Genomic DNA, 14,445 nt, shown 5'->3' on the forward strand with positions numbered 1-14,445 from the left:
TCACACGCACCGGCGGCGTCTCCGCCGGTGCGCACGGGAACAACGTCAGAGATCGAGCGTGATCGTCGAGCCCTTGCGCAGCTGAGTCCCGGCATCCTCGCTCTGGCTGCGCACCTCGTTGCCGAAGACACCGAAGTAGTAGTTGACCTTGACGACGAACCCGGCGTCCTCGAGGAGCTTCTGTGCTTCCGCGACGGGCTTGAGCAGGACGTCCGGCACCTCGACGAACGGGCGACCGAGGGAGACCGTCAGGGTGATCTCGTCACCGCGGTGCGCGGCCGTACCTTGTTCGGGGCTCTGCGCGATGACCGAACCTTCGGGAACAGTCTCGCTGTACTCCTCGACGGTGACCGGAGCGAGGTCCCACGGTGCGAGCTGCTGGGTGGCGTCGTCGAGGCTGAGGAGCTGGACCTGCGGAACGGTGACCGGTTCTGGTCCCTTCGAGACAGTCAGGACGATCGGGGTGTTGTGGGGCAGGAGCGCCCCCTCGGCCTCGGAGATCGACATGACGGTCCCTTCAGCCACTGTCGTGTCCCAGACGAGCGTGGTGCTGACGGCGGTAAACCCAGCTGCCTCGAGCGCGGTCTCGGAGTCGGTGTCGGCGATCCCGGTGAGGTCCTTGGGAACGGTGAAGTGCTCGATCCCCTTCGAGACCGTGAGCTCGACCGTGCCATCCTTGGCGATCTTCGCGCCGCTCTCCGGGTCGGCGGCGATGACCACACCGCTGGCCACGGTGTCGCTGAAGGCTTCCGTCGACTCGATGCCGAGCGCTGCCACCGTGAGCGCTGACTCGGCGTCCGCCAGGCTCACCTCGACGAGGTCCTCAGGGACGGTCGTGTAGTTTCCAGGGCCGAAGACGAACCACCAGTAGCTGCCTCCGCCGAGGACAGCGAGAAGGAGCACGATCGTGATGATCGCCCCGACGAGTCCTCGGCGGCGTCGTTTCGGAGCCGGGACCTCGAGCGCGACGGTGGACGTTGTGGGGGTGCCGTCCGCTGCGGAGTCCGGCGCCGCAGCAGGAGCCCCGCCTGCTGAGGAGTTCTTGATGATCGAGCGGGCGGTTCCGAGCGGGAGCGCGATCGTGGATCCTGACGCCCCGACGTTGAGCGCCTGTGTAGCGTTCTCCGGCTCGGGCGTTCGCGCTGTCCTGGACGCGGCTGCGTGGGCCGGCCCCGCGTCGAACGTCTCGTCTCCGGGCTCGAGCGTGGGCAGGTCCGGGAGCGCGGTGGTCGCGTCGTCGAGGTCGTCGTCCTGAGGGTCCTCGTCGGAGGGTGTCCCTTCGGCGAGGAAGACCACCGGTGCAGGAGCCGCGGCTCGGCGCGCGACGAGGTCGTCGGACAGCCCGGCGCGGACCGTGCGCAGGAGCTCCAGCGCAGCGGGCGCGTCGGCCGGCCGGTCGGCGGGCTCTCTCGCCGCCATCGCGCACACGAGCTGGTCGAGCTCGGCAGGTATCCAGTCGACGAGCTCGGACGGTCGCGGGATGTCGTTGTTGACGTGGAGGAACGCCACCTGGATCGGTGTCGAACCCACGAACGGCTGGCGTCCGGTGAGCATCTCGTAGAGCATCACCCCGACGGCGTAGATGTCTGTCCGGGTGTCGCAGGCACCGGTCGAGATGAGCTCTGGGCCGAGGTAGGCGACCGTACCGAGGATGGTGCCTGTGGTCGTCGAGGTCACTTCCGTGACAGCACGGGCGAGGCCGAAGTCGGCGACCTTGACGCGCCCGTCTGTCGCGAGGAGGACGTTCTCGGGCTTGATGTCTCGGTGGACAAGATTCTTGCGGTGCGCTGCGGCGAGAGCATCGAGGATGTCGTCGATGATCGAGAGGCTCTCGTCGACCGTGAACGGTCCGTCGTCGTGCAGGCGTCGACGCAGGTTGGTGCCGTCGACGTACTCCATGGTCAGGTAGCTCGTCTCGCCGTCGACGCCCTGGTCGTAGACGGCGACGAGGCCGGGGTGGGTGAGCCGCGCGGCTGCGCGAGCCTCGCGGCGGAACCTCGAGACGAAGTCAGCACCGGTCGCGCCGTCGGCCAGGTGGGAGTGCATGACCTTGAGCGCGACCTCGCGATCGAGGCGGCGGTCTGTCGCCAGGTACACCGTGGCCATGCCTCCTCGCGCGATGCGCGAGAGGATCTTGTACCGCCCGTCGACCAGCTGGCCGACGAGGGAGTCAGAGAGAATGGTTGCCACGCGATGATTCTAGTGGGCGGTCCCGTAGTTGTCGGGGACGTCGCCGACAGGAGGTCGTGGTGTTGTGGTAGACGTCCGGAACGAGTCCGGTGCGGTCACGGCTGACGCGACGCGAGTGTCTGGACATTTGCCACATACCTTCGTGTGTCGTCGTACATCCCGTACTTCCGCACGGACGTCTGACCTTGGTAGTAGCCCGCGATCGCGGTGTCGAGCGACGGGCTCGTCTCGATGAGGCGGGCCAGGATCGCCACCCCCGCGGTGACGTTGTCGTGCGCATCGAGCAGGTTGAGATCTCGACCGACGAGCCCCGACGCCCAGTCGCCGGACGACGGGATGACCTGCATCGCACCGATCGCGTTCGCGGGAGACACCGCGCGCTGGTCGAACCCCGACTCTTGGAGCGCGACCGCCTGAGCGAGCCGCGGGTCCACGCCGTGGGCGACCGCGGCCTCCCGGACGAGCCGGCGGACCTCGTCCTTCGACGGCACGGCGACCGACAGGAGCGTCGCCTTGTTGGCGTTCGCCGCGGAGACGACGTCCTCTGCGTAGGTGCGTCCGGCGAACGTGTCGGCCACGAGCTGCTGCGCCGGTGCGGCGGGTGCAGCGCCCGCGGGGGTCGAGCGGGCAGGGATGGACAGCTCTTGACCGATCCGGATGGTCGCACTGGCGTCGAGGCCGTTCGCTGCGACGATGCTCTCCTCGGTGACGGCGAAGCGCACCGCTAGCGCGGACACGGTGTCTCCGGCCACCACCCGGTGGCCTGCAGCGGTGAGCGCCTGAGCAGGGACAGCGGACGGAGCCGGGGCCGACGGGCTGGCGGACGGGATGACCAGGCGCTGGCCCTCGCGGATCCGGTACTGCGCGTCCAGCCCGTTCGCGGCACGGATCGACGTCGCAGGCGTCCCGGTGCGGAGCGCGATGTGGCTCACGGTGTCACCCCGCTCGACCTCGTATGTCTCGTCGGCAGCGGCAGACGAGGCGCTCGCGGCGATGGACGCGGCGGCGAGAGCCAGCCCGGTCGTGCCGTAGCGGACTGCGTGCATGCCCAGCGTGCGCGAGAGCGACCGCGAGGAGGTCGACCTCTCGGGCGCAGGCCTGACGGCTGGTGGGTCGACGACGGTGGTGGTGCGCAGCGGTGCGGTCATGGTCGCTTCCGATCTGTCGGACGTGCATCACGGATCGAGGTCGTGTCGTCGCTGCAGGTCCGGGTGGAGCAACGACGGTGAAGTCCGCGAAGGGTGTTCTGTGCGAGGACGTTCCGCCAGCGAGTGTGACTGGAGGGACACATGTGACTGATGGTCCCTCGACCGTAGGGGACGATCGAGCATCCCGACAGTCGGCTCACGCACGACGAGCCGTACGCTGTGTCCGTGAACTCAACAGACCCGATGCCCCAGCCCGACGACACAGACACCCCCGACACCACGCAGATCGATGCTCTCGTCGGCGACTGGCTCTCTGTCCCCGCGGTCGCAGAGCTTCTCGGGACGGCTGTCACGTCCGTCCGCAGCGCGTTGAGCGACCGACGGATCATCGGGATGAAGCGTGGGGAGCGTCGGATCTTCTCGGTGCCCGCCTGCTTCCTCGTCCCCAAGCACCTCTCCAACCCGGCGAACGTCAAGCCGGTCGCGGTCCAGGAGGGAGCTCAGGAGCAGATCATCATCCTCCCGGCCCTGCAGGGCACGATCATTATGCTCTCCGACTCCGCGCTGACGGACACCGAGATCATCGAGTGGCTCTTCTCGGAAGAGGCCATGCTCGGCCAGACTCCCGTCGCTGCGCTCCTCGCCGGCCGCAAGAGCGCCGTGCGCCGTGCCGCCCAGGCGGTCGCCTGACCGGTCCCTGGGCAGGGGTCAGCAGCGACGGGCCTCAGGCGGCCCGCGCGACGGCGGCCAGGGCCAGGTCCCTGAGGGTCGGCTCGGCGGACGGGTCGAGGTGCGCGCGCCCGAGCGCCTCGAACGCTTCGTCGGTCTGACGAGCGATGCGAGCCTCGATCTCGTCGACCGCCCCGGACGCCATGATCGTCGCCTGCAGCTCCGCGACCTCGTGGTCTGTGAGGTCTGGCCGACCGAGAGCGTCGACGAGGACCCGCCGTGTCGATGCGTCGACAGCACGCATCGTGTGGACCAGGAGGAGCGTGCGCTTGCCCTCGCGCAGGTCGTCGCCTGCAGGCTTTCCCGTGACGGCAGGGTCCCCGAAGACCCCGAGGAGATCGTCACGCAGCTGGAACGCCTCTCCGAGGGGAAGGCCGACGGCAGACGCCAGCGCACGGTCGTCAGCGTCGCGGCCTGCGAGCGTGGCCCCGAGGACGATCGGGGACTCGACGCTGTAGCGCGCAGACTTCGACCGGATGACCTCGAGGGCACGACGCTCGTCTGCGGCGAACTCCTGGTCCCACGGGAGCACCTGTGCATGCATGTCGAGATATTGACCGACGGTGACCTCGCTGCGCATCCGCGTGAACGTGCTGCGCGCGAGCCGACGGATCTCGGGGGAGACGTCTGACGTCGCTGCCAGGAGCTCGTTCTCGCTCGCGATGAGGCTGAGGTCCCCGAGGAGGATCGCGCTAGAGAGACCGAACTGGGCGGCGTCGCCGACCCAGCCCGAGTCGCGGTGCAGCCGGGCGAAGGCCCGGTGAGCGGTCGGCTGGCCGCGGCGGGTGTCGGAGTTGTCCATGACGTCGTCGTGGAACAGGGCAGCGGCCTGGAAGAGCTCGAGCGCGGCGCCCACGCCCACGACCCTCTCGCGGTCTGGTCCGGTGAGCGATCCGCCGTGGGCGCGCCAGGACCAGTAGCAGAAGGCCGCGCGGAGCCTCTTGCCGCCTCTGAGCATCGTCCGCCAGGACTCGATGAGCGGCGCAGCATCCTCGCTGATCTCGTCTAGCACGGCGGCTTCGTGGCCGAGGACGACCTGGAGGCGGGCGTCGACGGCGGAGCGCAGGCCCTCGCGATCGACGAGGGCGGTGGTGTCGTCAGGCATGGCCCGAGCCTAGAGGGCAGAAGCAGTCGGTGCTGGCGCGTCCGTGCGGCATGTCCGCAGATGAGCGAGCGTCAGAACACCTCGTCCACAGTGAACGGGCGGGGGGAACAGTCCCCAACGGCCTGTCGAGCCTGAGGCACACGGCGGGCCGCACCCGCACAGTCGTGGCATGACGACGACCTTGCGCATCCGAGAACCACAGGAGCTGTTGGCACTGATCCCGTACCAGCTGGGCTTTCAACCGCTGACCAGCGCGGTGGTCGTGAGCCTGCGGGGCGCACGACGACGTGTCGGGCTCGTCGCTCGGGTCGACCTCTCGGACCTTCGAGAGGACGACGACGGTCGACAGCTCGCCCGCGAGCTCGTCTCTCACGTCGCGTCCGACGGCGGTCGGTCCGCGGTGCTCGTCCTCTACCCAGACACGCAGACGGCGGAGGAGGGGCGTAGCCTCGACAGCGTCTGGGAGGCCGCCAGGACCGTCCAGGAGGCGGCGGCGCCGTTCCTCGACGCCGTCGACGTGTGGGTGGTCACCCGCACCGGCTACTTCGCGCTGGAGTGCACCGACCGGCTCTGCTGCCCAGCGGGAGGTCGTCCGATCGACGACCTCGTCGCGACCGTCACGAGCGCACGCATGGTTCTCTCCGGTGCTGCTGTCGTCGAGACCCGCGACGACCTGGCGCGCGTGCCCCGAGCACCTGAGCCCGACCGGCGCCGGGCGAACGCCGCAGCGAACCGTTGGCGCGCCCGACGGCGCGCGGCCACGACGGTCACAGCGCTGCGAGCCTGGCGCCAAGAGGGGCTCGCGACGTGGCGCACCGCCCAGGAGAGCCTGGCGGACGGTGTCCGAACCAGCGCTCCGGCACTCGGGCGGATCGAGGCAGCGCTCGAGGACACCGTGGTCCGCGACGCGGTCCTCATGACGCTCGTCTCGGGATCAGGGGACCTCGCGGAGATGCTCGTCGATGCGATGGACAGCGAGACGACCGACGACAGCCCGCACGGCGCGCGCCGTGCGGTCGACGTGCGGGTGGGGGCCGCGATCGCGTCGATCGTCGATCCCGACGTCGGGGCACGGCCGGACGTCGACCTCTCGACCTCGGCGTGCACCGTTCTCGAAGCGGTGATCGGGCACGGACGTCGCACCGGCCAGGCGCCCGCGCTGACGCTCCTCGCGCTGCTCACCTGGTGGTGCGGTGGCAGCACGCGAGCCAGTGCTCTCCTCGATCGTGCGCTGCGGTGCGACCCTGGATATCGGCTCGCGCTGCTCGTCGCACGGGCTGTCGACGCAGGCATGCCGCCAGGGTGGGTGCGCACGCTCAGGGAGAGCGACGACGCGATCTGACGAGACGGGCTCCGTTCGGGTAGTTTCAGAGCGGGCGGCGTCCGGACGGACGTGCTCTACCGAGCGTCGGAGGACTGATGACAGTCGTCGTGGGATATCTCGCCACACCTGAGGGCCGTGAAGGGCTGAGCTCGGCGGTCGCCGAGGCGGTACGGCGGGGAACAGACCTCGTGGTGGTGGTGAGCGAGAAGACCCGCCCGGCTGCGCCCGAGGTCCTCGAGCAGCGCGAGGCGGACTTCGCCGTCGTCCGCTCGGCCGCAGCGGCATCCGAGGTCTCGCTGGAGATCCGTGTGCTCGATGAGCGCCACGACGTCTCCGAGGACCTCATCGCCGTCGCCGAAGAGGTCGCAGCAGAGGTCATCGTCATCGGGCTGCGACGGCGCAGCCCCGTCGGGAAGCTCATCCTCGGATCGAACGCACAGCGCATCCTTCTCGAGAGCCCGTGCCCCGTGCTCGCAGTCAAGCCGGAGCGCCAGGTCATCGCCTGACCGGAATCTTTTCGACGTGTCGGGCGTTCTCTCCTCAGAGCCCCGGCAGCCGCCGGAGTCCTCGGGCCCGGACGTCAGCACGACCGGAGAATCACCCGAGCAGTCGGTAGGAAATCCGGCCATATCGCACCACGAGGGTGTGAGCCGTGGTGTCGGCAAGTACAATATGGGTTTACGGCAGCTCTGGAACACCATCGGAGCGTGCCGGATACCGCCTACCTGAGATGCCGAAAGGTCGTTTGTGGCGCCCATCTCTGCGAATCCCGCTCTTCCGCGCGAATTCGAGCACCCAGCATTGCAAGATCTCATCCGACGTGGGGCGACCCATGGCCGTGTGGATGCCGAGAGCTTCCGCGCTGCTTGCGAGCACGCGGAGGTTGCCGACGCCAAGCGTCTCAAGGTCGTCTTCCGCGCCCTCGTGTCCGCCGGCGTCGACGTCGACCTCCCGACCGCCAAGGTCGCAGCGGCCGCAACGACCCGCAGCACCACCGCGACCGCTCGTGCAGTCAAGCCGCGGACCACCGCGGCAGCCAAGAAGGCTGCAGCAGCCGAGGCCGCACTCACCGCTGACGCGCCGACCGAAGGCGTCGAGGCGGAGCCTGCCAAGCGTGCACCGCGCAAGGCTGCGACGAAGGCCGCACCCGTCAAGCGGCCGCGGCGCAAGGCCTCTGACGACGAGGGCCACGTGTCCGACGGCGTCGAGGTCGCCGAGCTCGAAGAGGTCGACCCCGCAGCCGTCGCCAAGAAGGCCGCCGAAGAGGGAGACGAGTCTCGCGGCTACGTCTACTCCGACGCAGACGACGACGACGCACCCGCGCAGCAGGTCATCACTGCCGGTGCGACGGCCGACCCTGTCAAGGACTACCTCAAGCAGATCGGCAAGGTCGCGCTCCTCAACGCGGAGCAAGAGGTCGACCTGGCCAAGCGCATCGAGGCAGGGCTCTTCGCCGACGAGCGTCTCGCCTCTGACGCGAAGTTCGAGCCGAAGGCCCGTCGCGAGCTCGAGTGGATCGCGGGCGACGGTCGTCGTGCCAAGAACCACCTGCTCGAGGCGAACCTTCGCCTCGTGGTCTCGCTCGCCAAGCGCTACACAGGTCGCGGCATGCTCTTCCTCGACCTCATCCAGGAAGGGAACCTGGGGCTCATCCGTGCGGTCGAGAAGTTCGACTACACGAAGGGCTACAAGTTCTCGACGTACGCGACCTGGTGGATCCGTCAGGCGATCACACGCGCCATGGCCGACCAGGCTCGGACGATCCGCATCCCCGTGCACATGGTCGAGGTCATCAACAAGCTCGCCCGAGTGCAGCGGCAGATGCTCCAGGACCTCGGGCGCGAGCCCACCCCGGAGGAGCTCGCCAAGGAGCTCGACATGACGCCGGAGAAGGTCGTCGAGGTCCAGAAGTACGGACGCGAGCCGATCTCTCTCCACACCCCGCTCGGCGAAGACGGCGACAGCGAGTTCGGTGACCTCATCGAGGACTCCGAGGCCGTCGTGCCCGCCGACGCTGTGAGCTTCACCCTTCTCCAGGAGCAGCTCCACCAGGTTCTCGACACTCTCTCTGAACGTGAGGCAGGTGTCGTGTCTATGCGATTCGGCCTCACGGACGGGCAGCCCAAGACGCTCGACGAGATCGGCAAGGTCTACGGGGTGACGCGCGAGCGCATCCGTCAGATCGAGAGCAAGACGATGTCGAAGCTGCGTCACCCCAGCCGCTCGCAGGTTCTGCGCGACTACCTCGACTGACCGGTCGGCTGTCGGTCGTCAGAACGAACAGCGAAGGAGCCCGTCCCTGAGGGGCGGGCTCCTTCGCTGATTGCGCTGTTTGGTGCGGGGATCGCACGGTGTCGTGCAGGAACGATCGTTCGGTGCGGGGCTGTGCTGCGCCGCTGAGATGTCAGCTGCGTGCGCCGGCGCCGGCGCCGTGCTCCTCGAGGAGCCGGTCCGTCTCGTCCTGGATGTGCGTGGCGATGTTCGCGAAGGCGTCGGAGTGCGCCCGCGCGTGGTGTGCGCAGAAGAGCAGCTCACCTGATGGGAGGAGGACGCGGACATATGCCTGAGCGCCACAGCGGTCGCAGCGGTCAGCCACGGTCAGAGCTTCAGTCGTCGTTGTATTCACACAGCAATGAAACCACCTAGGACCCTGTTTGGGGCTGTCGCGAGCGGGTGGTTCGCTCCGCGCGTATTCGTGCGTCCTGTGCGGGCGGGACGACACGGCAGCAGAGAAGTGTCGGACGGAGGCACTAGGCTCGGTGACCGTGACGACTGCATCCGCTGAATCGAGCTACACCGCACGCCACCTCTCCGTCCTCGAGGGGCTAGAAGCCGTGCGCAAGCGCCCAGGCATGTACATCGGGTCGACCGACTCCCGGGGGCTCATGCACTGCATGTGGGAGATTATCGACAACTCGGTCGACGAGGCCCTCGGTGGGCACTGCACCCGGATCGGAGTCGTGCTGCACGCTGACACGTCCGTATCTGTGAGCGACGACGGCCGCGGCATCCCGGTGGACGTCGAACCGAAGACAGGCCTCAGCGGGGTGGAGGTCGTCTACACGAAGCTGCACGCCGGGGGAAAGTTCGGCGGCGGCTCCTACACCGCGTCCGGCGGCCTGCACGGCGTCGGGGCGTCGGTGGTCAACGCCCTGTCCTCGCGCCTCGACGTCGAGGTGGACCGCGGGAGCAAGGTCCACCGCATGACGTTCCGCCGGGGCGAGCCCGGTCTCTTCGACGACACGGCGGCAGGACCGGGTCCGGACTCGCCGTTCACGCCCTTCACCGACAACTCCGAGCTCGTGGTCGTCGGCAAGGCCAAGCGCGGGCAGACTGGCACACGGGTGCGTTATTGGGCGGACCGTCAGGTCTTCCCCAAGTCAGCGGTCTTCTCCTATGACGAGCTCGTCACCCGCGTCCGCCAGACGACGTTCCTCGTCCCCGGTCTGACGATCACCGTGCGCGACGAGCGAGGCCTGCCTGGTACGCCGGGTGAGGCTGGGCCGCACGAGGAGACCTTCGTCCACCACGGGGGGACCGTCGACTTCGTCGAGTTCCTCGCCCCCGATGCCGCGGTGACCGCGACATGGCACCTCACCGGGACCGGGACCTTCAAGGAGACGGTTCCTGTCCTCGACGAGCGTGGTCACCTCACGCCGCAGGAGGTCGTCCGTGACTGCGAGGTCGACGTCGCGATGCGCTGGGGGACCGGCTACGACACGGAGCTCAGGACCTTCGTCAACATCATCTCCACGCCCAAGGGCGGCGCTCACCTCGCCGGGTTCGAGGCAGGGCTGCTCAAGGTCATGCGCAAGGCGGTCGAGACGAACGCCCGCAAGCTCAAGGTCTCGATGAAGGACGGAGCGGAACGGATCGAGAAGGACGACGTCCTCGCCGGTCTGACGGCTGTTCTCACCGTGCGTCTCGCGGAGCCCCAGTTCGAGGGCCAGACGAAAGAGGTCCTCGGGACGGCTCCCGTGCGGGCGATCGTCTCGCGTGTGGTGGAGCAGCAGGTCGCTGCGATGTTCTCCTCGCCCAAGCGCGACGACAAGACACAGGCGTCGCTGCTGCTCGACAAGATCGTCGCCGAGATGCGGGCCCGGCTGTCCGCGCGCAAGCAGAAGGAGATCTCGCGACGCAAGAACGCGCTGGAGACCTCGTCGTTGCCGACGAAGCTCGCGGACTGCCGCAGCGACGACGTGGCACGCAGCGAGCTGTTCATCGTCGAGGGCGACAGCGCGCTGGGGACGGCCAAGCTGGCGCGCTCGTCCGACTTCCAGGCGCTCCTGCCGATCCGTGGAAAGATCCTCAACGTCCAGAAGGCGTCGGTGAGCGACATGCTGCGCAACGCCGAGTGCGCAGCCATCATCCAGGTGCTCGGTGCTGGCTCAGGGAGGTCCTTCGATCTCGAGGCGGCGCGCTACGGCAAGATCGTCCTCATGACCGACGCAGACGTCGACGGAGCGCACATCCGCACCTTGCTCCTCACGTTGTTCTTCCGCTACATGCGCCCCCTCGTCGACGCAGGTCGCGTCTACGCGGCGGTCCCGCCCCTGCATCGGATCGAGGTGATCGGCGCGGGGTCCCGCAAGAACACCTTCATCTACACGTACTCCGAGGCGGAGCTCGCCACGACCTTGAAGAAGCTCGACAAGGCAGGTAAGCGCTACAAGGACGAGATCCAGCGCTACAAGGGCCTGGGCGAGATGGATGCTGATCAGCTGGCAGAGACGACCATGGACCCGAGGCACCGCACGCTGCGACGCGTGACAGCCGATCATGCCGAGTCCGCTGAGCGGGTCTTCGAGCTCCTCATGGGGTCGGAGGTCGCGCCGCGCAAGGACTTCATCATCGCGGGTGCGAACGCTCTCGACAGGTCACGCATCGACGCCTGAGGCGAGGCCGGAAGGTCAGCGGTACGGTGATCTGACTCGCGCACGCTGCGCGCGGGTGTCCGATGTGTAACTTCAGTGTTAAAAGTGCCGTTTAACCTCCGAGCAGTCCCTAGTCTGTGTAGATGAGCGAGGGCTGGGATCATGAGTGAGACGACGAGACGTACGAGCATCGGCGACCGGGCGGGGGCACCGACCGACCTCAGCCTTCCCTCCGCCGATCTCGGTCTTCGGTGGCGGTCGATGGGGCCCCAGGACGCCGGGGCGCTGGGGGTGCTCATGACGACGATCGAGGTCACGGACGGCGCGCCGTACCGGACGGCTCCGGGCGAGGTCGACGACATCTTCGTCGGGGCGTGGAAGGACAGCGCTCGAGACACGGTCGTCGGCATCGACGAGAACGGAGTCTTCCGGGCCTACGGCACGGTCGAGGCGCCGCCCGGCGACGAGTCGGTGGTACGCGTGTTCGTCGCGGGCGGCGTGCACCCGCAGGTGCGCGGAGCCGGCGTCGGCCGGGAGCTGCTCGGGTGGATGACGGGGCGTGCGCGTCAGAAGCTCGCCGAGTCGGGCAAGGACGTCCCGGGCCGCATCGCCGCTTTCCTCGACGACACCGCGCCGGACCAGTGGCACCTGTTCGAGGCAGCGGGATACACGGCTGCGCGCTTCTACTCGAACCTGCGGTGTGAGCTCGCGGAGCCGACGCGCGATCTCGTGCTCGATCCAGAGCTGCGGGTCGTGCCGTGGGACTCGAGCCTGGAAGACGCCGCGCGTCGGGCGCACAACGACGCTTTTCGTGACCACTGGGGGAGCGAGCCCGCCACGCGGGACTCGTGGCTCCAGGGACGGAGCATGTTTGCGCCCGGATGGAGCTTTGTCGTGGTCGACACGACCAAGGCTGCCGTCGACGAGCCGTACGTCGCGGGCTACCTCCTCTCGAGCAGGTATGAGCAGGACTGGACCGTCACGGGTCGCACGAGCGGGTACATCGAGACGCTCGGCGTGCGACGGGAGTACCGGGGGCGCAAGATCGCTGTGGCGCTCCTCGCCGCCGCGATGGATGCGTACCGGACGAGCGGCATGGAGCTCGCTGAGCTCGATGTCGATGCAGACAACCCGTCCGGGGCGTTCGGTCTCTACTCCAACCTGGGCTTCGTGAAGTCGAGCGGCTCACGGATGTACTCCATCGAGCTCTGACCTCGGGGGCTACCGGCAGCACGGCGTGAGACGGCCGCGAGAGTGCACGCGACCGGACCTAGAATCAGGGTGGTCTCCTGCACCGTGCAGGATCTTTCTCAACACCTCGAGGATGTCGTCGATTGCGTGCTCTCCCTCTCTCCGGTCTCATGGTGCTCGTCGCCATCACTCTGACGTCGTGCTCGTCTGACAGCTCTCCGGAGCCGGTCGCCGTGACCGAAGACGTACCCGGTGCGGTCGCCGCCGCTAGCGGCTGGCTCACAGGGCAAGCAGGCGACGACGGGCTCTTCGCCACCGAGTTCGACGGCCAGACCTACCCGGACCCGGGACTGACCGCGGACGTCGTGCTCGCGCTCTCGGCGTCAGGGGAGACCCTGGGCGCGGGCGACATCGCGCGGGCTCTTGCTGATCCGGCCGTCGTGGCCTCCTACGTGGGAGACGGCACGACGAGCCTGTACGTGGGCTCGACCGCGAAGCTCGCGGCGACCCTCGCGGTGGCGCGGCTCGACTCTGCGGAGGAGACGGGTCGCGATCTCCTCGAAGAGCTTGCGGCGCGCGAGGCGCCGAGCGGTCGGTTCACCGACCTCGGCGAGCCTGACTACTCCCAGACGATCTCCCAGTCCTGGGCGGTCCTCGCCCTGAGCCAGGCCGGCGAGGTACCGTCGACCGCTGTCGACTTCCTCGCGGACCAGCAGTGCTCGGGCGAGGGATACCCCGCCGCGCTCACGGACGAGCCCACCGGGACCTGCGACGCAGACCCCGATGCGACAGGCTTTGCCGTCTCCGCGCTCGTCTCGGCCGGTGTACCGGCCGACGACCCTCGGGTCGCGGGTGCGGTCGACTGGCTGACCGAGGCTGCCCAGACCGACGACGACGGACAGTTCTGGTTCTCTGCGGAACCAGCCGAGGCGAGCGTCAACAGCACGGCTGTCGCCGCTGTCGCGCTGCGCGACGCCGGTGAGGACGACACGCAGGCGCTCGCGTGGCTCGAGGCCCAGATGGTGGTCTCGGGCGACGATGCCGGATCGTTCACGGTCGCTGACGTCCCGGATGCCCGCGCGACCTCCCAGGCTCTCGTCGCTCTCGCCGGGACTGGCTTGGCCGGTCTGCTCGGATAGGTCGCCCTCGTGCTGGCAGCCGTCGTCGGGACCGTCCTCGTTGCGGGGACGGTCTCCGGTGCTCCGAAGCTCGGGACGCAGGTTCCCGAGGCGACCACGGCGACCGCGTGCCAGGGGGTCGTCGTCGTCGTCGACCCGGGGGCGCTGCCCGCCGATGGAGACAGCCTGCAGGACGGTCTCGTCGCGTGCGCGCTCCGCGACCCCTCAGCACCTGGCACCGACGGCCTCGACGTGCTGCGCGACGCGGGAGTCCAGGTCGAGGGCACCGCTCAGTGGGGCGCCGCGTTCGTCTGCCGGGTCGAGGGCCGCCCGGCATCGTCCGAGACGATCCTCGTGCCCGACGTCGGGGCGCTCCAAGAGACGTGCGACCGCACACCGTCGGCGCTCGCCTACTGGACGCTCTGGACCGCTGCGCCCGGCGGCGCGTGGACGTACGCGCAGACCGGTGCCGGAGACATGGATCTGGTCCCCGGGGCCGCGCTCGGCCTCGTCTTCGCGGTGGGGGAGGACGGCCCCGAGCCTCCGTCGTTGTCGGCCGGAGCCGCGCGGACGGGGACCGCGACCGACGGGTGGACGTGGCGGGCCTCGTCGGCCGACGACGCGACCAGCAGCGGGAGCGAGGACGCCGAGGGACGACGCTCGAGGACCTCGGCCGACACGGTGCTGCCTGTCGTCGGAGCGACGCTCGTCGTCGTGCTGGTGCTGGCGAGCCTCGCGCTCGCCAGGAGACGACGTTGATCAGGCG

Annotated in this window: 12 protein-coding genes; 8 read left to right on the top strand and 4 right to left on the bottom strand. The window is 68.8% G+C overall.

The features are described 5' to 3' along the window. Positions 1-45: 45 nt before the first annotated feature. Positions 46-2,190, bottom strand: a complete 2,145-nt coding sequence (gene pknB / locus ATL42_RS03825) for a Stk1 family PASTA domain-containing Ser/Thr kinase (protein ID WP_098454223.1) — start codon at positions 2,188-2,190, stop codon at positions 46-48. A 95-nt stretch (positions 2,191-2,285) separates the two neighbouring features. Further along, a complete protein-coding gene (locus ATL42_RS03830; RefSeq protein WP_098454224.1) occupies positions 2,286-3,338 on the bottom strand; it encodes a lytic transglycosylase in 1,053 nt (350 codons plus the stop codon). Positions 3,339-3,563: 225 nt separating this feature from the next. On the opposite strand from ATL42_RS03830, the gene ATL42_RS03835 reads away from it, so the two are divergent. Beyond that, a complete protein-coding gene (locus tag ATL42_RS03835) occupies positions 3,564-4,028 on the top strand; it encodes an Rv2175c family DNA-binding protein (protein ID WP_245862082.1) in 465 nt (154 codons plus the stop codon). A 34-nt stretch (positions 4,029-4,062) separates the two neighbouring features. Here the strand turns inward: ATL42_RS03835 and ATL42_RS03840 are convergent, their stop codons facing one another. Further along, a complete protein-coding gene (locus tag ATL42_RS03840) occupies positions 4,063-5,172 on the bottom strand; it encodes a polyprenyl synthetase family protein (protein WP_098454226.1) in 1,110 nt (369 codons plus the stop codon). Between the two features lie 169 nt (positions 5,173-5,341). Here ATL42_RS03840 and ATL42_RS03845 point away from each other — a divergent pair, with 169 nt between their 5' ends. From ATL42_RS03845 to ATL42_RS03855, 3 genes are all read left to right on the top strand, one after another. Then, positions 5,342-6,514, top strand: a complete 1,173-nt coding sequence (locus ATL42_RS03845; RefSeq protein WP_098454227.1) for a DUF4192 domain-containing protein — start codon at positions 5,342-5,344, stop codon at positions 6,512-6,514. A 77-nt stretch (positions 6,515-6,591) separates the two neighbouring features. After that, a complete protein-coding gene (locus ATL42_RS03850; protein ID WP_098454228.1) occupies positions 6,592-7,002 on the top strand; it encodes a universal stress protein in 411 nt (136 codons plus the stop codon). A gap of 241 nt (positions 7,003-7,243) precedes the next feature. Continuing rightward, positions 7,244-8,749 carry an RNA polymerase sigma factor gene (locus ATL42_RS03855; protein WP_098454229.1) on the top strand — a complete coding sequence of 502 codons (1,506 nt, stop codon included), beginning with the start codon at positions 7,244-7,246 and terminating at the stop codon, positions 8,747-8,749. A gap of 151 nt (positions 8,750-8,900) precedes the next feature. Here the strand turns inward: ATL42_RS03855 and ATL42_RS03860 are convergent, their stop codons facing one another. Beyond that, complete coding sequence (locus tag ATL42_RS03860; protein ID WP_098454230.1) at positions 8,901-9,122, bottom strand: DUF7455 domain-containing protein; 222 nt, start codon at positions 9,120-9,122, stop codon at positions 8,901-8,903. A gap of 139 nt (positions 9,123-9,261) precedes the next feature. Between ATL42_RS03860 and ATL42_RS03865 the strand changes: the two genes are divergently transcribed. The 4 genes from ATL42_RS03865 to ATL42_RS03880 all read left to right on the top strand — a co-directional run bounded on the left by ATL42_RS03865 (position 9,262) and on the right by ATL42_RS03880 (position 14,438). Continuing rightward, on the top strand, positions 9,262-11,391 hold the full coding sequence (locus ATL42_RS03865) for a DNA gyrase/topoisomerase IV subunit B (protein ID WP_098456302.1): 2,130 nt from the start codon (positions 9,262-9,264) through the stop codon (positions 11,389-11,391). A 141-nt stretch (positions 11,392-11,532) separates the two neighbouring features. Continuing rightward, positions 11,533-12,582, top strand: a complete 1,050-nt coding sequence (locus ATL42_RS03870) for a GNAT family N-acetyltransferase (RefSeq protein WP_098454231.1) — start codon at positions 11,533-11,535, stop codon at positions 12,580-12,582. 122 nt (positions 12,583-12,704) lie between these two features. Continuing rightward, positions 12,705-13,700, top strand: a complete 996-nt coding sequence (locus ATL42_RS03875) for a prenyltransferase/squalene oxidase repeat-containing protein (protein ID WP_098454232.1) — start codon at positions 12,705-12,707, stop codon at positions 13,698-13,700. A gap of 9 nt (positions 13,701-13,709) precedes the next feature. Beyond that, complete coding sequence (locus ATL42_RS03880) at positions 13,710-14,438, top strand: hypothetical protein (RefSeq protein ID WP_098454233.1); 729 nt, start codon at positions 13,710-13,712, stop codon at positions 14,436-14,438. Positions 14,439-14,445 lie beyond the last annotated feature (7 nt).

This window comes from Sanguibacter antarcticus (assembly GCF_002564005.1).
In the GTDB taxonomy this organism is placed as follows: Bacteria; Actinomycetota; Actinomycetes; order Actinomycetales; family Cellulomonadaceae; genus Sanguibacter; species Sanguibacter antarcticus.